The sequence below is a fragment of the Kitasatospora sp. NPDC004745 genome, assembly GCF_042873275.1.
Classification (GTDB): Bacteria; Actinomycetota; Actinomycetes; order Streptomycetales; family Streptomycetaceae; genus Kitasatospora.
In genome coordinates this window covers 452,388-469,758 of the sequence record NZ_JBIALK010000004.1, presented here as the reverse complement: position 1 = coordinate 469,758, position 17,371 = coordinate 452,388, and the positions used below count along the sequence as shown (strand labels likewise).

Here is a 17,371-nt window from a genome sequence, read left to right as displayed (position 1 = left end):
CGAGCACCAGGACGGCGGCAGCCCGACAGCAGCACCCCTGAACGACCAGTACCCGATAGCCACCGCAGCACCTTGAGGCACCGATGACCACTCCCAGCGCCAACCGCGCCCCCCGCCCGCACCGCCGCCCGAAGAAGGACCCGGCCCGGATCGTCGCGTTCCGCGCGCTGCGTGCCGTCGACGAGCGCGACGCCTACGCCAACCTGATCCTGCCGTCGCTGCTGCGCGAGGCCGAGCAGAAGGGCATGGACCGGCGCGACGCCGCCCTCGCCACCGAGCTCGTCTACGGCACCCTGCGCCTGCAGGGCACCTATGACGCGGTCATCGCCGCCTGCATCGACCGGCCGCTCAGCAAGGTCGACCCGCCGGTGCTGGACGTCCTCTCGCTCGGCGCCCACCAGCTGCTCACCACCCGCATCCCCAGCCACGCGGCCGTCTCGGCCACCGTCGAGCTGGCCCGGGTGGTGCTCGGTGACGGCAAGGCCAAGTTCGTCAACGCCGTCCTGCGCCGGATCAGCGCCCACGACCTGGACACCTGGATCGAGCAGGTCGCCCCGCCGTACGACCGGGACGCCGAGGACCACCTCGCCGTCGTCCACTCGCACCCGCGCTGGGTCGTCTCGGCCCTCTGGGACTCGCTCGGGCGCTGGCAGCCCGACGCGTCCGGGCGCACCGCGATCGAGGAGCTGTTGCGGGCCGACAACGAGCGGCCCGAGGTGACGCTCGTCGCCCGGCCCGGCCGGGCCACCGTCGGCGAACTGGCCGAGGCGCTGCCCGAGGCGCTGCCCGGCCGGTGGTCCCCGGTCGCGCTGCGGCTCGCCGAGGGCGGTGACCCGGGCGCGCTGACCGCCGTGCAGGAGAACCGGGCCGGCGTCCAGGACGAGGGCAGCCAGCTCGTCGCCCTCGCCCTCGCGAACGCGCCGCTGGACGGCCCCGACCGGCTCTGGCTCGACGGCTGCGCCGGCCCCGGCGGCAAGGCCGCGCTGCTCGGCGCCCTCGCCGCCGAGCGCGGCGCCGGGCTGGTCGCCAGCGAGAAGCAGCCGCACCGGGCGCGCCTGGTGGCGCGGGCCCTCGACGGCAACCCCGGGCCCTACACCGTGATCGCCGCGGACGGCACCCGCCCGGCCTGGCGCTCCGGCGGCTTCGACCGGGTGCTGGTCGACGTGCCCTGCTCCGGCCTGGGCGCGCTGCGCCGCCGGCCGGAGGCGCGCTGGCGGCGCCGGCCGGCCGACGTCGCGGCCTTCGGCCCGCTCCAGCGGGACCTGCTGCGCTCGGCGGTCGAGGCCACCCGGATCGGTGGCGTGGTCGGCTACGCGACCTGCTCGCCGCACCTCGCCGAGACCCGGGCCGTCGTCGACGATGTGCTGCGCGCCGAGGGCGGCCGTGTCGAGTGGATCGACGCCCGCCCGCTGCTGCCCGGTGTCCCGGCGCTCGGGGAGGGGCCGGACGTGCAGCTCTGGCCGCACCTGCACGGGACGGACGCGATGTACCTGGCGCTGCTGCGGCGGACCGCCTGACCCGGTAGCGGCGGCCGACCCCTCCCGGCGGGGAGGGGCGGCGTGCCGTTGCGGTGCGCGTCGGCGGCGGCGGAGCTTCCGGCGCCGCCGTCGGCGGTCGGCGGGTGGCCGACAGGTGCTCAACGGGTTGGCGGCGTCGGGGAGTTCGGCAGTCGCACCGGAGCGGTCGGCGCGGGCCGACGCGCCCGGGGCCGGCCCGGCCGCCGGTGCGTGCCGGTGGCCCTCACGGCCGGCGCGGCGGGTCGTCCCGCAGACCGGCGAGGAAGGCCCGGGCCTGGGCGCGCAGCTGGTCGACCGGCGGGTCCTCGCAGATCACCTCCAGGCCGAGCGCGGCACCGTGACCCCGATGGTAGTAGGACTGGTAGGCGAGGTACGGGCGGTGGTCGTCGGTGGGGTCGAGCCCGACGGCGAAGGTCGCGTAGTGGGTGTGCTCGCCCTCGGAGCCGTCGGACTCCGAACGGGAGAGGTGCCATTCGCACTCGTAGGGCTCGGGGTCGGCGGGCAGGTCCAGCAGGGCCTGGGCGAGCCGGCGGACCTCGTCCCGGTCCGTGAAGGGGAGCGACTCGGACCAGTGCGGTGCGGCGGCGACCAGCTCCCAGCCGTCGTCGTGATGGCTGACGGTCAGTGCCCACTCGCCGTCCTGGTCCTGCCAGAGGCAACTGAGGATCGGATCCACGGCGGTCAACCTCCCTGTGGTGCGCGGCTGTTCGGCTCCCTTCATCGTGGCACACCGGGTCGGCGGAGGGTCCGGGGCCCGGCTGCGGGCGGGCCTGCTGTGCTTGCCCCGGCGCCTGCCGGGAGCCGGCGCGGCGTCAGTCGGCGGCCGGGGCGGTGTGCCAGGGGCGGTCGGCACGGGTGGGGCGGGCGGCGGCCGTGAGGCGCAGGGCGTAGACCTCCCGGTCGGTGGCCGGGTGGGGGACCGGGCCGAGGTAGTCGTGGCCGGTCAGGTGGCACCAGGCGGGCAGGTCGAGCGGGGCGGCGGGGTCCGTGGTGTGGATGTGGACCACCGCGCCGGCCGGCAGGTCCGCGATCCGGGCGCGCAGGCGCAGCAGCAGTTGGACGCAGAGCAGGCCGGTGCCGTCGACGGTCAGGTCGGGGGTGGTGGTGTCGGGCGCCTGGGGCATGGTCCCGTCCTTCCTGGTGGTGGGGCTGCCGGGGCTGCTGGGGGTGGTGCTCGTGGTGCGGGTTCAGCCTAGGTCGGGGGGCGGCCGGGGCGTTGGTCGGGGGCGGTGCCGCCGAGGCGGGTGAGCAGGGTGGAGAGCCGGCCCAGGTCGTCGGCGCCCCACTGGTCGGCCGTGAACAGGTCGTCGGCGGTCCGGCGGGCGGTGTGCAGCATCTCGGCGAGCCGTTCGCGTCCGGTGGGCGTCAGTGCGGCGTAGGCGACCCGGGCGTCGCGCGCCGCCGCCTCCCGGGAGACCAGGCCGATCCGTTCCAGGGGTGCCAGCCCGCGGGTGACGCCGGAGGCGGTGAGGCCGAGGGCCTCGGCGAGGTCGACGCGGCGCATCCGGCCGCCGGGGGCGGCGCCGAGGTGCAGCAGCAGGGTGAAGTCGGAGAGGCTCACGCCGTGCAGGCCGCTGAGGGTGGCGTCGAAGCGCCTGATCACGGCGGCCTGGGCTCGGACGAGGCGCAGGGCGGTGTCGAGCGGGTCCGGCCGGGCGGGTTCGGACGGTACGGGGCCCGGGTCGGGCTGAGCCGGGTCGGGCCGGTCGGCCTGCGGGGTCATCATTGCTACCTCCTTGACTGCTCAAGCATATCGCCGTGCTCGGCCGTCAAGGAGGTAGCGGAGGGGGGAGGGGGTCAGTCGGCCCGGGCGGCGCGGCGCTGCCGCTTGCCGAGCGGAGCCTGGGAGAGGTCCTCCGCCAGCGAGCGCAGGTTCTTGTAGCCGTAGCCGCGCGTGGTCAGCCACTCCTGCGCCGCCAGCTCGGCGCGCTCGGTGGCCGCCAGGACGTCCTCCTCCGCCTCGCCCGAGTCCAGGAAGCGGAAGGTGAAGGCGGTGCGGGCGGCGAGGTCGTAACTGAGGTGGCCCTCGGGGGTGAAGGCGGCGCGCAGCACGTCGTGCTCGGGCGCCCGGGCGAGGAGTTCGGCACGCTGCTCGGCACTGAGGCCGTCGAAGACGCCGCGCACCGTGATGCGGAAGGTTCGAGTGGTCATCCCCCGACCATAGGCGGCCCGGCCGCCCGGCCGCCAACACGATTCCGGCGTGCGGACGTGCGCGGCCGGGCGGGCGCGACGCCCGGCGGGGCGCTGCCCGGCCGGGCGCCCGGTGCCCGGGGCGCGGCTACGAACGGGCCGCCGGGAGACGGGTGCAGACGGTGCCCGGAGCGGGCGGGGCCGGTTCGGCGTCGAGCGCGGCGAGGCTGAAGGAGGTGGTGATGGCGCTGATGTCGGCCGCCTCGCGGATCAGGTAGTGGTTGGCGCCGGGTGCCTCGTACCGGGCGAGGTCCGCGCTGACGGGCCGGGCCCGGAGGGCGTACTCGAGCGACTGGACGGCGTTGGCGGCACTGCGGTCACCGGTGCCGTGGACGATCAGGACGCGGCGGCCGGCGAGCTGTTCGACCGGGTCGCCGCTCGGCAGCCAGGGGGCGATTCCGGCGACCCCGACGACGTTGCGGTGGCCGGCGCACCAGAAGGCGGCGCGTCCGCCGAGGGAGTTGCCGACGAGGACGACGGGGACGTCGCCGTAACGGCGGGCGAGTTCGTCCAGCGCCCAGCGGGTGTCCACGGCGGTGTCGGCGTCGGCGCCGTTCCAGCCGCTGTAGCGGTAGCGCAGGAGGTGGACGGCGATCCCGTGCGGGCGGCCGCGGGCGGTGAGTTCGGCCGTGAGGTCGCGCAGTCCCAGCTCGGCGACCTTCAGGGGGCCGCGCCGGCTGCGCAGGAAGCCGCCGGGCAGGAGCAGGACGACGCCGGTGACCCGGCCGGTCGCGCCGTCGCCTCCTGGTGGCGGGGTCAGCTGGGCGGCGCGCGGCCGTCGTGCTCGGAACACTCGATCCCTCCCTGGTGCGTACCCGCGGATTCTACGGTTCCGCGGGCGGGTCGTGGTGGTCGAGCGGGGACCGCCGGACCCGGCCGGTGGCGCGGGTGCGGGTGAGCCGTGCGTGCGCCCGGCCGGCCGGGCGACTGCCGCCCCGGCGCGGGTGGTCGGCGCGGGTGGTCGGGGCGGCCGCGGTCAGGCCCGGCCGCCCTGCTCCTGCTCGCCGTCGGCCGCCTTCCGGCCGGGGAGCAGCCGGGACAGGTTGCGGCGCTGGGCCCCGGGCGGCGGGGCGATCGCGTGCCGGGGCTCCGGGGAGGGCCCGAGCCCGGCCTTGGCGGCCGCGTCGGCGAGGAAGTCGGAGGCCTGCCGGCGGGCGTTGTCGACGCTGCGGCGCAGGCTGTCGGCGTCGGCGCGCAGCTTGTCGGTCTGACGGCGCAGCAGGTCGGTGCGCTGCTCCGCCTCGGAGAGCTGCTTGAGGCTGGCGGCGGCCCGGGCGGCGGCCTCGCGTTCGATCTCCTCGCCGCGGCGCTGCGCGTCGGCGATGGTCTGCCGCGCGGTGGCCTCGCCGCGGGCCCGGACGGCGGCGATGTCCTGCTCCGCCTCGAGGCGCTGCCGGGCGATGCCGGCCTCGAACTGGAGGGCGGCCTGGGCGGCTTGGTCGCGGGTCTGCGCGAACAGCCGGTCGGCCTCCTGGCGGCGGGCCAGGACGTACGGGTCCTCCTGGGCGGCGGGGACGTCCCGGACGGTGGCGTGGTGGCCGGCCGGGGCCCGTCCGGCCTGCTCGGCGATGTGCAGCAGGCGGTCGGCGACCTGTTCGGCGTGCGGGGGGCGTCGTCCGGGGTCCTTGGCGAGCAGCTCCAGGACGAGGGCGTCGACCTCGGCGGGGAGTCCGGGCCGCAGGGTGCCGGGCGCGGGCGGGTGGACCTCGCCGTGCTGGCGGATCAGTTCGTACAGGGTGCCGCGGAAGGGGGTGCGGCCGGTGAGGAGCTCGTACAGCAGGCAGCCGAAGGCGTAGAGGTCGGAGCGGGCGTCGAGGCCGCCGCCGTCGAAGCGCTCGGGGGCCATGTAGGCGGGGGTGCCGACGATGACGTTGGTGCTGGTCAGGCCGTCGTCGGCGGCGCCGACCCGGGCGATGCCGAAGTCGACGACCTTGACCGCCCCGGAGGACTGGATCATCACGTTGGCCGGCTTGACGTCGCGGTGGACGACGCCGGCCCGGTGGGCGGTGGCGAGCGCCTGGGAGATCTCGACGGCCCAGGCGAGCGCCTGGTGCAGCGGCAGTGGCCCCTCGCCGAGGTGGCGGCTGAGCGGGGCGCCGTCGAGCAGTTCCATGACCAGGAAGTACAGCGGCCGGCCCGATCCGTCGTGCTGGCCGAAGTCGTGCACGGTGACGATCGACGGGTGGTTGAGCGCGCCGGCGGTGGCGACCTCGCGGACGAACCGGGCGGCGTCCTTCGGGGTGTTGCCGGTGCCCGGGAGCATCACCTTGACGGCGACGAGTCGTTGGATCCGCGCGTCGCGCGCCTTCCAGACCGCGCCGAACGCGCCCTCGCCGATCTGCTCGACCAGCTCGTACCGTCCGTCCAGTACGTCGCCAGGCTGCATCCCCCGCCCCTTTCACGCCCCGGTGCCGCGCCCCGGCCCCGGTTCAACCTACCGCCCCGCGGGGGCGGGCCGTCACCGGTGCCGGGCCCTCGGGGCGGGGCCGGGGCCCGGCCCGGCGCGGCCCGCGCGGCGGGCGTGGGCGGAGGCCGGCGGGGGTGCCGGCCGGCCCGCCGGGCGGAGCGGGAAGTCGGCCCGGCCGACCTCCCACTCCGGCCGGCCCGGAGCGCTACGCGGCGACCAGGGCGCGGAACTGTGCCGTGTGGGCGGGCAGTTCGACGTCGGCGAGGCCGGTGAGCAGGTCCCGCAGCGGGAGCGGCCGGTCGACCAGGACCGTGCCGTTCGAGAGCAGCAGGGTGGGCACCGGGGTGTCGAGCTCGGCCTCGCTCAGGCCCGGGCCGGCGAGGGCGCAGAGGGCCTCGCCCTGCACCCGGATGCGTTCCCGGAGGCCGGCGGTGCCGCCGCCCGCGAGGACGATCGTCCGGTCGATCGTCCAGGTGTCCAGGGCGTGGCGGTTGTCGTAGCCGGTGTTCGCACCCGCGGTGACGGCCGAGACGGCGGCCAGCGTGGTGGCGGTGACCAGGGAGACGTGGGCGAGCACCTGGTCGGCCGTCCACTCGCCGTCCGGCGGGGCGGCCGGGGTGCCGGGGGCCGCGGCGGCGTCGAGGAGGGCGCGGTAGGCCGCGCGGAGCCGGGTGGTGTCGAGCATGTCGCCCGCCCCCTCAGGCCTGCGGGCGGGACATCGCCCAGGGGGCCTGCGGGAGCGCCTCGCCGGTTTCGAGCAGGGACTTGAGGTTGGCCAGCACGGCCGCCCAGCCGTGCGAGATGCCCCGGTACATCTCCAGGTTGGGCAGGTTCTCGTGGGTCACGGTGAGCCGGACGATCGACTCGTGCGGCTCGACGAGGAAGGTCACCACGGACGCGTCCTCGGCGGGCCGCGGGTCGTCGCCGCCCTTCGGCGCGTCGTCGAAGGTGAGCACCAGCCGGGTCGGCGGTTCGGCCTCCAGGACGCGGCCCACGACGTCGAGGGTGCCGGAGCCGTCCGTCCGGCGGTGCTCCCAGCGGGAGCCGGGCCGCCAGTCGGAGACGTTGGCGTGCGCCCAGTAGCGGGCGGTGAGGTCGGCGTCCGTCAGGGCCTGCCAGACCTGGTCGGCGGTGGCGCGGATGTAGGTGACGTAGACGTAGCTGGGCACGGGGGTGCTGGTGGCGGTCATGGCGTAGTCCTCTGCCTGGTTCTTGACGGCGCTGATCAATTGCAGGTTGGGCTTCTCGAAGCCGGCGATCCAGCGTTCCTCGATCTCGTGGATCGGGACCGGGTTGAGGTAGTGCAGCCGCTCCCGGCCCCGGCGCACGACGGTGACGAGGTTGGCCCGCTGGAGCACGTCCAGGTGCTGGGTGGCGGACTGGCGGGCCATGGCGAGGTGCTCGCACAGCTCGCGCAGGGTCTGGCCGTTCTGCTCGCGCAGGCGGTCGAGGAGGAGGCGGCGGGTGGGGTCGGCCAGTGCTTTGAAGACCGAGTCCATCGCTGATGCTTCGAGGCTCACGTTTCGATTATGCAGGTGTTTGCCTGCCTATTGTCAACCGGGGGACGCGCGGGTGGCGGGTGGCGGGTGGCGGGCCGGGGCTGGGCCGGGGGCCGGGGCTGGGCCGGGTTTTCCACGCTCTTGGTTTTGGATCTTTCCTTGTCCTGAAATCATCCGATGATCGGCGCTCGTGTGGCGGGCGGCGCTTCACGGAGAGGGACCGGCATGGCCGACGTGCCCGGGGACAAGGACGTCCGAACGGGGCGGGCCGGCGCGAGGCGGTTCGGGCCGTCCGGGCCCGCCCTGGACCGGGACACCTGGATGGTGGTCTCCGGGGGCCTGCTCGGCGCCTTCTTCGCGAGCATGGGCCTGGCGGTGCTGCTCGGGCCGTCCCAGGGCTTCGGCGGCGACAGCCTCGGATCCATGGGCATCGTCAGCATCCTCGGCCTGATGCCGTGTGCAGCCGGCCTGCTCTGGGCCCTGCTCCACCCCCGGCGCGGCGTCCCCGCCATCGCGGGCGGCGCGGCGCTGGGCGTCGGCGCGTTCGCGCTGTTCGCCGGGACGGGCCTCAACGACGACTGGAAGGCGCCGCCCGACCGGCCGGCCACCGCCCGCGCCGTCGGCAGCTGGACCAGCGGGAACCTCGTCGTCCGGGTCCGGCCCGACCAGGTGGTGGCCTACCGCAGCGGCACCGGCACCGTCGCCTGGCGGTGGACACCCCCCGGCGACGACTCCGTGTGCGCCATGAGCCGCGGCACCGGCCGCGGCCTCGGACTGCTCGGCCACTCCCCGCACGACCAGCCCTGCGGATCCGTGACCGCGCTCGACCTCTCCGACGGCACGGCCCGGTGGACGGCCGTGGCCGACGCCCCCGCCCGGTTCGGCGACACCGCCGAACCGGACCTGCTCGCCGTCGCCGACGACGAGGCCGTCCTCCAGGAACGGACCGACTGGCGGGCCCTGCGCCTCGCCGACGGCGCCGCCGCCTGGCGCAGCGACCCGGACACCGGCTGCGCGCCGCTCCAGGTGGCCGGAGGAGCGGCGGCGGTCGTCACCGTCGCCCAGTGCGGGGCGGCCGAACCCGTGCTGCGCTCGCTCTCCCCGGCCGACGGCCGGGAGCAGACGCGGGTCGCGCTCCCCGGTGCAGGCGGACTGCGGAACCTGGCCGTCGTCTCCGTCGAGCCGCTCGCGGTGTGGGTGGACACCCAGGGCGAGCGCGGCACGCACGCCGTCCTCAGCTACGACCGGGCCGGCCGGCAGCGGGCCGCGATACCGGTCACCGGTGACGAGTACGACCTCGACGTGATGCTCGGCGGGGTCCACGCCTTCGACGAGTTCGACGCCCGGCCGCTGTACGGCGGCGTGGTCGTCGGCGACCTGCTGATCGTCCCCGGCAAACGGCCCGACGACGTGCGGATCACCGGTGGCAAGAACCCCAGCCGCACCGCCACCGGGCGGCTGGTCGCCTACTCCCTCGCGGACGGCGCCAAGCGCTGGACGGCCGGGCTGGACGACCAGGTCATCGGCGTGGTGGTCGACGGCCCCTCGGTGTGGGCGCTCACCCGGGACAAGCTCACCAGCGTCGAGGCGGCCACCGGGCGGCGGCGCAGCGAACTGGACGTCAACGACACGGTGTCGGTCAACCCCGTCACCCTGTCCGTCACCGGCCGGGAGCGGTTCACCGTGGTGGCGGAGGACGGGACCCGGGACGAGCCCCCGGTGCGCGGCCTCGGCTGAGGGGCGGGGCGGGGGCGGTGACGGAGCGTCGGGGTCAGTCCGGCGGAGCCTGGCCCCGCTCCGCAGCCTGCGCACGGTTGGCCAGGGCCCTGGCCTCGTTGTGGCGGTCGTCGAGCTCTCGGAAGATGGTGGCGGCCCGGGACAACGAATCGAGGGCCTCGTCGAACCTGCCCGCCCGGCTCTGAGCGAGGCCGAGGTTGTTCAGCGCACCGCCCCTGCGGTGGTGGTCGTGGAGTTCGGCGTAGGTCGCGGCGGCCCGGGTGTGGGCGGCGATGGCTTCGTCGAACCTGCGGGCCTTCCGCAGCGCGATACCGAGGTTGTTCAGGGTGCTGGCCTGGCTGTGGGGGTCGTGGAGGTCACGGAAGACGGTGCCCGCCCAGGTGAGGAGGTCGATGGCCTCCTCCAACTTGCCCACCTTCACCAGAGCCTCGCTGAGGGTGGCCAGGGTCATGGCCTCCCGGTGGCGGTCGTGGAGTTCGGCGTAGGTCGCGGCGGCCCGGTCGTGGGCGGCGATGGCTTCCTCGAACCTGTGGACCGCCGTGTGTGCGGCACCGAGGTTGTTCAGCAAGGAGGCTTGGCTCTCGAGGTCGTGGAGGTCACGGAACACGGTGCCGATCCGGGAGAGGACCTCGATGGCTTCCTCGAACCTGCGGGCCTCCCTCAGGGCGAGGCTCAGGTTGTTCAGGGCCTTGGCTTCGCCATGACGGTCGTGGAGCTCGGCGAAGATCGCGGCTGCCCGGGTCTGGACGTCGATGGACTGCTCGAACCTGCGGACGTCCCGGAGCGCGACCCCGAGGTTGACCAGCGCCACGGCCTCACCACTGCGGTCTCCCAGTCGGCGGCGTAGGGCGACGACCCGGGTGTGGGCGTCGATGGCCTCCTCGAACCTGCGCTTCTTCCGCAGGGTGACGCCGAGGTTGTTCAGGGCCCCGGCTTCGCCCGCGTGGTCGCCTCGCTCGCGGAACGTCCTCAAGGCGGCGGCGGTGACGTCGAGCAGGTCGTCGAGATGACGACGGCGGCTCAGGAAGTGGGACAGGTTCAGGGCGAGGGAGGTCGTCGCGCGCGGCCGCCCGAGGGGCGGGGCGGCGGTGACGAGGGCGATGAGGTTGGGCCGCTCTGCGTCCAGCCAGGCCAGGGCCGCCGCGAGGTCGGCGAAGCGGGGCGAGGGCGGATCGAGGAGGGCGGCGAGATGGGTGTTGGCGGCCCGGAGGGTGGCGGTGAAGTGCTCGTGCAGCCGGTCCTGGGCGGTGTCGCGGTGGTCGGCGGCGGCGTGGGCGGGCAGGTTCCCCTGCTCTCCCGCGTAGAGGCGGACGAGGTCGTGCATGCGCCAGCGCCCCCACCCGCCGGCCTGCTCGACGAGGTGGGCGCGGGAGAGGTCGCAGAGCAGCTCCTCGGCCTCGACGTCGTCGACCCCGGCCAGTGCGGCGGCGGCCTCGGTGGCCAGGTCGGGGCCCGGGTTGAGGGAGAGCAGACGGAAGAGGCGGGCGTGGGTGGCGTCCAGGCGCCGGTAGGAGAGGTCGAACGCGGCGCGGACGGCGAAGTCCTCGTAGTGGAGCCGCCTCAGCCGGGTGTGGTCCGCCTCCAGGGCCCTCGCCAGGGAGGACAGCGGCCGGCCGGGGCTGTCGGCGAGCAGCGCGCCCGCGATGCGCAGGGCCAGCGGCAGACCGGCGCAGAGCCGGACGACCGTCGCCGCGTCCTCGGGGGCGTCGGACACCCGGGTGTCGCCCCCGCCGCGGGCCTCGCGCAGGGCGTGGTCGAGGAGGTCGACGGAGGCCCGGGGGCCGAGGGCCGTGAGGTCGTGCAACCGGGCGTCGACGGCGAGGCCGTCACGGGAGGTGACGAGGGCGGCGGTGACGCCGTCGCCCGGCAGCAGGGGGCGGACCTGGTCGTAGCCGGCGGCGTTGTCGATGACGAGCAGGACGGGGCGGCCCGCCCGGGCGAGGGCGGCCAGGGCACTGCGGAAGAGCCGGGACCGGTCCTGGACGCCGGGCGGGATGTGCTCGGCCGGGATGCCCAGGGCGCGCAGCCAGCCGTCGAGGGCGTGGTCGGGGGAGAGGCGGTGGTCCGGGTCGTAGCCGAGCAGGTCGACGAAGAGGGCTCCGCCGGGGAACCACGACTCCTCGCGGAGCGCCGCATGGGCCGTCTGGACGGCGAGTTCGGTCTTCCCGATGCCCGCGAGGCCGGCCACCACCTGGACGCGCGGCGACTGCCCGGCGGCCCCGGGGGCGAGCCCCGCGAGGAGGGTCGCCAGCTCGGCGTCGCGGCCGGTGAAGGTGGAGGAGCACGGGGGGAGGCCGGAGAGCGCCCGGTCGATCTCCCGGGGCAGGCGGAGGTTGACGTGCCTGCCCTGGACCACGGTGTTGAGGAACACCCCGTCACGGATCTCGTTGTGCACACCCGGTGCTGCCTCGGCCGACACTCCGGCGCCTCCCCCTCGCGATCTGTTCCGTCACACCCTAGGGAAGGCCGGGCGATCGTGGGCCGGGAACGCCGACGAGCTCTCGGTGGCCCGGGCTACATCACCCTCGGTGACACCGACGCCCCGGCCGGGCCGTGACCGGCCGCCTCCCCGCCGGGTCGGGCCCGCGCCCCCGGCGGCCGCGTCGGCGACCACCGGTTCCGTCACTGATCTGAGCCTTCCGACCGGTTGTGTCAGGCTGGTGGGGGAGCACCGCCGAGATCGGGAGGCTCGTGATGTCCGAGGTCAGGGTCAACGGGGTGTCGCTGCACTACGAGGTCCGTGGCGAGGGCCCCGGGATCGTCCTGGTGCACGGCTCGTGGAGCGACGCCGACGGCTGGGCGCGGGTGCTGCCGGGCCTGGCCGAGTCCACCACCGCCGTCGCCTACGACCGCCGGGGGCACAGCCGCAGCGAGGACCCGCTGACCCAGGGGTCGGTCCACGAGGACGCCGCCGACCTGGCCGGCCTGATCCAGGCCCTCGGCTTCGCCCCCGCCTTCGTCTACGGCGACTCCTACGGCGCCCTGGTGGCCCTCCGGCTGGCGGCCGCCCGTCCCGACCTGATGCGGGGCATCGCCGTCCACGAGCCGCCCGGCACCGGAATCCTGCTCGCCGACCCGGACCTGCGCCCGATCGGCACCGCCTTCGCCGACCGGATCGCCGCCGTCCGGGCGCTGCTGGAGCAGGCGGAGTCGGCGGCCGCCGCCGAGCTGTACGTGGAGACCCTGGCCTTCGGCCCCGGCGCGTGGGAGCAGCTGCCCGCGCCGATACGGCACACGTACATCCGCAACGCGCCGACCTACCTGGACGAGCTGCGGGACCCGGACGCGCTGGACCTCGACCTGGCCGGCCTGGCGCACTTCACCGATCCCGTGCTGCTGACGCAGAGCGACGACAGCGCCCCGATGTTCGGCGAGGTGCTGGACCTGATCGACCTCACGCTGCCGAAGGCCGAACGGCACCTGTACGCCGGCGCCGGTCACGCTCCGCACCTGTCGCAGCCGGAGGAATGGGTGCAGGCGGTCCTGCCGCGCGCGTTGGTGTGACGCGTACCCAGGGGGCGTGGGACGGGCGTACGCGCCGGTTCACGAGCCGCCCTCGCCGCCGTCCTCCTGGGCCTCCACCAGTTCCTCGCCGCGCGGCGTCCGCCGGTACAAGACCTCGCGCCCGCTGCGCACCCGGCTCACCAGGCCCGCGCGGTGCAGAACCCCGAGGTGGTACGAGACCGTGCCCGCGCTGAGGAAGTGCCGGGCGGCCAGGGCCGCCGTGGTGGCCGGACCGACCAGTGCGGACAGCAGGTCCGCCCGGGTCGGCCCGAGCAGCTGGGCCAGCGAGGGAGCGGGGGCGTGCGGCACGGTCGACGGCACCCGCGGGACCGGGTACATCACCGTCGGTGCGCGGTGCACGCCGTCGACCGGGTCCAGGATGAGGTGGATCTCGTGGCTCACCAGCGTCGGCATCAGCAGGACCATCCGGGCCGGCAGCGCCACCTCGAAGCGGCTCTCCAACTCGATCCGCCCCTCGGCCCAGCACATCTGCGGGGCCAGCGAGTTGAACAGCGCGCCCGAGCCGTGCCGGGCCAGGAACCGGCCCCGCTGGTCGATCTCGGCGTCCAGCACGGCCCGGGCGTCCGCCCAGTACGGGGCGAGCGCCACGTCCCAGTAGCGGCCCAGTTCGTCCGCGACCCGCTCGGCGAAGTAGCGGGGCCCGCGCGCCAGTGTGCGCAGCACGACGTCGGGCACCGGGCGGCCGTTCAGCCGGGCCGCGGGCACGCCGTGCTGCACCGTGTCCAGCTCCGCCCGCACCCGCTCCGGCGGCGTCCGGCGGACGGCCTCCAGCTGCTCCGCGACGGTCGGGGCCGGGCCGGTCGGGTGGGGGGAGAGGAAGTCGGGCAGGTAGCCGCCGGCCTGGTCCAGCGCCAGCCCGGACAGCAGCTCCAGCCGCTCCCGCCGCAACACCCGGCGGGTCCGGCCCACCCAGGCGTACGGGCCGGTGCGGGTGTTCAGCCCGGACGCCATCAGGGTGTTCACCGCCTCGTGCAGCGGTGACACCGCGAAACGGGTGCGGGCGAGCCCGGTCGAGTCGATGGTGAGCCGGATCACGGCCGCCGTCCTTCCCCCTGCGTCCTGCCCTGCGTGCGCCGCCGGACCGGGGCGCACCGCCCGTGTCACCGACGCCGTCCGATGGGCCGTTCGGGTCCTCGACCCTTCGAAGCTGGTCGAATCCTGGCCCTAATCCTCGCGTCCGGAGCGGCCCAGGGCACAGGCTTTTCCGTGACCGCGTCAGTACGGCACGCGGTCCGACCGGAAGGACGAACATGACGAGCACGCGCGGCCGCATCGCCGCCCTGCTGGGCGCCGTCGCGGTGGTCGCCGGCACCACGCTGGCCACTCCCGCCGCCGCGGCCCCGGCGAGCCCCGACCGGCCCGCCCCCGGCAGCGGACTCACCGGACAGGCCCCCTGCCCGGACCTGCCGGACTTCACCTGCGCGACCCTCACCGTCCCGCTCGACCACAGCGGCTCCGACCCCGGCGCCCTCGGGCTGAAGGTCGCCGTCGGCGGCAACACCCACGCCCCCAAGGGCGATCTGCTCTTCCTCACCGGTGGGCCGGGCCAGCCCGGCGTGCCGCTGGTGAAGCGGGTCGCGGACGGTCTGGCGCCCGTCCTCAAGGACTACCGCCTGGTCATGTTCGACCAGCGGGGCACCGGCGGCGGCGCGCTGCAGTGCCCCGCCCTCCAGGAGCAGATGGGCGCCTCCGACCTCACCCCGCCCACCCCGCAGGCCGTCCGGGACTGCGCGGCCGCGCTCGGCCCCGACCGGCGCCACTACGCCACCGCGGACACCGTCGACGACATCGACCTGCTGCGCCGCGCCCTCGGCGCCCACCGCCTCACGCTGGACGGCGTCTCCTACGGCACCTTCGTCGCCGAGCGGTACGCGCTCGCCCACCCCGGCCACGTGAACCGGCTGGTGCTCGACTCCGTGGTCCCGCAACAGGGTTACGACCCCTTGGACCTCGCCGCCCTGCCCGCCGGTGCCCGGGTGCTGCGGGCCGCCTGCCAGGCCACCGGCTGCACCACCGACCCGGGCGCCGACCTCGCCGAGACCGTCCGCCGCTACCACGACGGGCCGGCCGTGCTGGACACGCTCACCAGCTACGAGTTCGTCGACCCGAACTACGGCGGGATCCCGGAGGCCCTGCACGAGGCCGCCGCCGGATACCCCGAGAAGCTCCAGGGCTTCATCGAGGGAGCGCACGAGGGCGACGCGGTGCCGGCCGAATTCCTCAGCCAGGGCCTGCACGCCAGCACCCTGTGCGCCGACGGCCACTACCCGTGGGGCACCTCGGACACCCCGGTGGAGGGCCGGGCGGCGGCGCTGGAGCGCACCCGGCAGCGGCTCACCGCCGAGCAGACCTGGCCGTTCGACCCGGCCACCGCCACCGGGCTCGGCAGCCTGCTGACCTGCCTGGACTGGCCGCGCGAGAAGGTCCCGCCGACCCCGCCCGCGCACCGGAAGCTGCCCGACGTGCCGGTGCTGCTGCTCGGCGGGGACCGTGACCTCTCCACCCCGCTGGAGTGGCTGCACCAGGAGGCCGCCATGGCGCACGACCCGCAGGTCGTGATCGTGCCGGGTGCGGCGCACTCGGTGCAGTCCCGGGACCGCAGCGGCGTCGGGCGCAAGGCGGTGTTCGACTTCCTGCTCGCGTAGCAGGGAAACCCCGCCCGTGCGGCGGGAGGGGACGGACCGTTCGGGACGGGGGTCTGAACGGTCCGTCCGCACGTCGTACGGGGGACGGGATCCTGCCGGTGGGGACTGGGCCCGCGGTGGGCGGGCGTCAGTCCTTCGCCAGGCCCCAGCCGTCGTCCGGGACGGAGCGGTCCGGCTCGGGGCAGTCGGTGTGCTCGTAGCCCCAGAGCAGGGCCTTGTGCAGCAGCCAGTCGTCGAGCGGGGGCGCGTCGCGCTCCTCGCGGTCGACGAGGACGAACACCGCCCGGACCTCCCCGGCCACCGGCACCTCCAGGGTGCGCTGGTCGGGGAGGTTCTCGTACGTCACCGTGTTCCAGGAGCAGCCGGCGGCGGTCAGCGCGGCGACCAGGGACGACTCCGTGACCCGGGTGTCGAGGGTCTGCAACGCGCCCCCGGGAAGCGGCAGTTCGAGGTCTCCGTGCCAGACCGGAAGCGAGAGCGACTGGAGCCGGCGGCAGTGGCAGAACACCGTCACCACGTCGCCCCAGCCGAAGCCGTGCGGCCAGCGGGACGCGCGGTGGATCCGCCCGCCGTCCCAGGGATCCCCGTAGCGGGCGGCGAGTGCGGGCAGCGAGGCGTTGTAACGGAAGTCGCCGAGGCCGCCGGTGGCGGCCATCGCGGTCAGCCGGGCCAGGAAGTCCGTCACGCCAGGCACCCGCGCAGCGCCTCGATCAGCCTGGTCGCCCGGGCGTCGCCGTGGCCGATCATCCGGTTCGCGACGTACCCGAAGCCGACGCCGAACTCGTCGTCCCCGAAGGCGAACTGGCCGCCGGCGCCGTCGTTGCCGAAGCTGCGGGCGCCGAGCAGTCCGCGGAAGCCGGGGGAGTCGAGCAGCACGCCCGAGCCCCAGCGGGCGCCCATGTCGAATCCCAGGAAGCCCTGGCCGGAAGAGAGTTCGCGCACCACGTCGGTGACGGTCGCCGCCGCCAGCAGTCGCTCGCCGCCGTCCAGGCCGGTCACGGCCGCCGCGTACAGGCCCGCCAGGCCGGTCGCGGAGGCGACGGCGCCCGCCCCGGGCAGCTCGATCGCGTGCAGGGCCGGGTCGTTCCAGCCGTGCGGGGCATCCAGCCCGGGGAAGACCAGGGCGCCGTTCATGGTGACGATCCGGGTGAGCAGGTGCTCCGGGCCGGGCATCGGGCGGCGGCCCTCCGACTCCACCAGCCTTGCCAGATCGCCGAGTTCGCTCTCCGGGAGGCCGATCCGGACCGGCAGGCCGAGCGGATCCGCGATCTCCTCGCGGAGGAACGCGCCCGGGGTCAGCCCGGTGATCCGGCGGATCACCTCGCCCACGGCGAAGCCGAACACGTGCCCGTGGTACTCGTGGCCGGTGCCGGGCTCCCAGAGCGGCGGCTGCTCCTCGATCGCCCGCACGACGGGCTCCCAGGCGGCGATCTCCTCGAAGGAGAGCACCGCGTCCAGCGCCGGGATGCCGGCGCGGTGGCCGAGCACCATCCGGGTGGTGACGTCCTGCTTGCCGTGCCGGGCGAACTCGGGCCAGTAGCGGGCGATCGGCGCGTCGAGGTCCAGGCGGCCCCGCTGGGCGAGGAGGTGGGCGAGGATGCTCACCGGGCCCTTGGCGCAGGAGAAGACCGGGACGACGGTCCGCGGCGTCCACGGCCGGCCGGTGCGCTCGTCGGCCGTCCCGCCGTACAGTTCGACGACCTTGCGGCCGCCGACGAACACCGTGGCGGCGGCGCCGAGTTCGGGGAACTCCTCGAAGTTTCGGGCGAAGGCGTCCGCGACCGCTCCGTAGCGTTCGTCGGCCCACCCCTGGTACTGCTGCATGGCTCTGCCCGTCCTTCCGGCCCCAAG

16 protein-coding genes are annotated in these 17,371 nt (G+C 75.5%); 4 read left to right on the top strand and 12 right to left on the bottom strand.

The window, feature by feature from the left end; translation table 11 throughout:
• The first annotated feature begins 83 nt into the window (after positions 1-83).
• Positions 84-1,517 carry a transcription antitermination factor NusB gene (locus ACFYUY_RS11045; RefSeq protein ID WP_360214324.1) on the top strand — a complete coding sequence of 478 codons (1,434 nt, stop codon included), beginning with the start codon at positions 84-86 and terminating at the stop codon, positions 1,515-1,517.
• Between the two features lie 223 nt (positions 1,518-1,740).
• On the opposite strand, the gene ACFYUY_RS11040 is transcribed toward ACFYUY_RS11045, so the two are convergent.
• The 8 genes from ACFYUY_RS11040 to ACFYUY_RS11005 form a co-directional block, all read right to left on the bottom strand.
• Entirely contained in the window at positions 1,741-2,193 is a 453-nt protein-coding gene (locus ACFYUY_RS11040; protein WP_360214322.1) for a hypothetical protein, read from the bottom strand.
• 136 nt (positions 2,194-2,329) lie between these two features.
• Positions 2,330-2,641, bottom strand: coding sequence for a sulfurtransferase TusA family protein (locus tag ACFYUY_RS11035; protein WP_360214320.1), 312 nt, complete (start codon positions 2,639-2,641; stop codon positions 2,330-2,332).
• A gap of 68 nt (positions 2,642-2,709) precedes the next feature.
• Positions 2,710-3,243: a MarR family winged helix-turn-helix transcriptional regulator gene (locus ACFYUY_RS11030; RefSeq protein WP_387899986.1), complete on the bottom strand. Its 534-nt coding sequence runs from the start codon at positions 3,241-3,243 to the stop codon at positions 2,710-2,712.
• A 71-nt stretch (positions 3,244-3,314) separates the two neighbouring features.
• The gene (locus tag ACFYUY_RS11025) at positions 3,315-3,668 is read right to left on the bottom strand and encodes a DUF6204 family protein (protein ID WP_360214316.1); all 354 of its coding nucleotides are present in this window, start codon (positions 3,666-3,668) and stop codon (positions 3,315-3,317) included.
• A 127-nt stretch (positions 3,669-3,795) separates the two neighbouring features.
• The gene (locus ACFYUY_RS11020) at positions 3,796-4,500 is read right to left on the bottom strand and encodes an alpha/beta hydrolase (protein ID WP_387899984.1); all 705 of its coding nucleotides are present in this window, start codon (positions 4,498-4,500) and stop codon (positions 3,796-3,798) included.
• 183 nt (positions 4,501-4,683) lie between these two features.
• Positions 4,684-6,093 (bottom strand): serine/threonine-protein kinase, encoded by a 1,410-nt coding sequence (locus tag ACFYUY_RS11015; RefSeq protein WP_387899982.1) that lies wholly within the window; start codon positions 6,091-6,093, stop codon positions 4,684-4,686.
• A 226-nt stretch (positions 6,094-6,319) separates the two neighbouring features.
• Positions 6,320-6,799 (bottom strand): hypothetical protein, encoded by a 480-nt coding sequence (locus ACFYUY_RS11010; protein WP_387899980.1) that lies wholly within the window; start codon positions 6,797-6,799, stop codon positions 6,320-6,322.
• A gap of 13 nt (positions 6,800-6,812) precedes the next feature.
• On the bottom strand, positions 6,813-7,613 hold the full coding sequence (locus tag ACFYUY_RS11005) for an ArsR/SmtB family transcription factor (protein ID WP_387900027.1): 801 nt from the start codon (positions 7,611-7,613) through the stop codon (positions 6,813-6,815).
• 225 nt (positions 7,614-7,838) lie between these two features.
• Here ACFYUY_RS11005 and ACFYUY_RS11000 point away from each other — a divergent pair, with 225 nt between their 5' ends.
• Positions 7,839-9,350, top strand: coding sequence for a PQQ-binding-like beta-propeller repeat protein (locus ACFYUY_RS11000; protein ID WP_387899978.1), 1,512 nt, complete (start codon positions 7,839-7,841; stop codon positions 9,348-9,350).
• 34 nt (positions 9,351-9,384) lie between these two features.
• Here the strand turns inward: ACFYUY_RS11000 and ACFYUY_RS10995 are convergent, their stop codons facing one another.
• The gene (locus tag ACFYUY_RS10995; RefSeq protein ID WP_387899976.1) at positions 9,385-11,769 is read right to left on the bottom strand and encodes a tetratricopeptide repeat protein; all 2,385 of its coding nucleotides are present in this window, start codon (positions 11,767-11,769) and stop codon (positions 9,385-9,387) included.
• 275 nt (positions 11,770-12,044) lie between these two features.
• Between ACFYUY_RS10995 and ACFYUY_RS10990 the strand changes: the two genes are divergently transcribed.
• A complete protein-coding gene (locus tag ACFYUY_RS10990) occupies positions 12,045-12,854 on the top strand; it encodes an alpha/beta hydrolase (RefSeq protein ID WP_360214304.1) in 810 nt (269 codons plus the stop codon).
• A gap of 39 nt (positions 12,855-12,893) precedes the next feature.
• Here ACFYUY_RS10990 and ACFYUY_RS10985 read toward each other — a convergent pair whose 3' ends face one another.
• On the bottom strand, positions 12,894-13,910 hold the full coding sequence (locus ACFYUY_RS10985; RefSeq protein ID WP_387899974.1) for an ArsR/SmtB family transcription factor: 1,017 nt from the start codon (positions 13,908-13,910) through the stop codon (positions 12,894-12,896).
• 215 nt (positions 13,911-14,125) lie between these two features.
• Here ACFYUY_RS10985 and ACFYUY_RS10980 point away from each other — a divergent pair, with 215 nt between their 5' ends.
• Positions 14,126-15,520, top strand: a complete 1,395-nt coding sequence (locus tag ACFYUY_RS10980) for an alpha/beta fold hydrolase (protein ID WP_387899972.1) — start codon at positions 14,126-14,128, stop codon at positions 15,518-15,520.
• 127 nt (positions 15,521-15,647) lie between these two features.
• Here the strand turns inward: ACFYUY_RS10980 and ACFYUY_RS10975 are convergent, their stop codons facing one another.
• Positions 15,648-16,205, bottom strand: a complete 558-nt coding sequence (locus ACFYUY_RS10975) for a hypothetical protein (protein WP_360214298.1) — start codon at positions 16,203-16,205, stop codon at positions 15,648-15,650.
• On the bottom strand, positions 16,202-17,344 hold the full coding sequence (locus ACFYUY_RS10970; protein WP_360214296.1) for a serine hydrolase domain-containing protein: 1,143 nt from the start codon (positions 17,342-17,344) through the stop codon (positions 16,202-16,204). The genes ACFYUY_RS10975 and ACFYUY_RS10970 overlap by 4 nt, the downstream gene beginning before the upstream one ends.
• Positions 17,345-17,371: the final 27 nt, after the last annotated feature.